The sequence below is a fragment of the Vibrio sp. 704 genome (assembly GCF_033339295.1).
In genome coordinates this window covers 1-1,395 of record NZ_JAWOUH010000071.1, presented here as the reverse complement: position 1 = coordinate 1,395, position 1,395 = coordinate 1, and the positions used below count along the sequence as shown (strand labels likewise).

1 protein-coding gene and 1 pseudogene are annotated in these 1,395 nt (G+C 47.3%); both read left to right on the top strand.

Annotated features, from left to right (window positions below; genetic code table 11):
- On the top strand, window positions 1-957 hold a 957-nt coding region (locus R7R24_RS24485; protein WP_318119692.1), incomplete at its 5' end, for a DNA gyrase C-terminal beta-propeller domain-containing protein.
- A 121-nt stretch (window positions 958-1,078) separates the two neighbouring features.
- Window positions 1,079-1,395, top strand: a pseudogene (locus tag R7R24_RS24480) (hypothetical protein); the annotation flags it as partial.

The following is a 1,395-nucleotide window of genomic DNA, read 5'->3' as shown; positions in this document are numbered from 1 at the left end:
CGTGGTGGTAAAGGTAAGAGTGCAACTCGAATGAAAGATGAAGACTACATTGAACGTCTTCTAGTGGCGAATACCCACGACAACATTCTATGTTTCTCTACTCGCGGTAAGACTTACCGTCTGAAAGTTTACCAATTGCCACTAGCGAGCCGTACTGCACGTGGTAAACCGATCGTGAACATCCTTCCACTAGAAGATGGTGAGCGTATCACTGCAATTCTTCCGGTTGATGAGTTCTCAGCAGACAAGTTCATCTTCATGGCAACTGGCGACGGTACCGTTAAGAAGACTTCTCTAGACCAGTTTGCGAACGTACGTTCAAACGGTCTAATTGCGGTGAACCTACGTGATGACGATTCTCTAATCGGCGTTGATATCACAACGGGTTCAAGCGACATCATGTTGTTCTTTAAAGCAGGTAAAGTTGTTCGCTTTAGCGAGGACAAAGTACGTGCAATGGGTCGTACAGCGGCAGGTGTCCGTGGTATGAAGCTGGCTGACGACGACCAAGTGGTTTCACTGATCGTTCCGTCTAACGAAGGCGACATCCTAACGGTTACTCAAAACGGTTACGGTAAACGTACCGAGCTGGCTGAATACCCAACGAAAGGTCGTGCAACTCAGGGCGTTGTGTCTATCAAGGTTTCTGAGCGTAATGGCCCAGTAGTTGGCGCAGTGCAAGTAGAAGAAGGCGACGAGATGATGATGATCACCGACGCTGGTACTCTGGTTCGTACCCGTGTAGCAGAAGTTAGCCAAGTAGGCCGTAACACTCAAGGTGTAACGCTGATCCGTACAGCAGAAGATGAGTCAGTTGTTGGTCTACAACGTATCGATGAAGTTGAAGATGTGGAATTGCCAGAAGGCGAAGAAGCAGAAACAACAGAAGCGAATGCAGAACAGCAAGCTCCTGAAGCGCCAGCAGCAGACGACGCGGAAGAGGGCAAAGAAGAGTAATCTTCTCCTTCATCGCTAAATATGAAAGCCGAGCAAGATGCTCGGCTTTTTTGTATCTTCATCAACGCAATCTCTCAATCAAACCAGTACACTAAGCTTATGTTTACTCACGGGTATCGCTATGTCTTTATGGTTCTTCATTGCCATCACTTTGATGGGGCCTTTTATCGTCGTTTTGTCACTTAGCGCTTCTAAAGTTAAGCCTACGCCGTGGGTTGGCTGTTGTTTGATGGTGTTAGCACTCACTAGCGCTGGCTACTTATTGTTGAAGCAAACCCCACCGCAACCTATCCAAGCGGAGATAGCTCGAATGATGACCTCGCGAGACATCATGGATGAAATACAGCAACAGTTAAAACAAGAGCCTAATAACGATGAGCTTTGGTTTCAGTTAGGTCAAGGTTATCTGTTGGAGGGAGAATTTGATGCCGCGGTGAT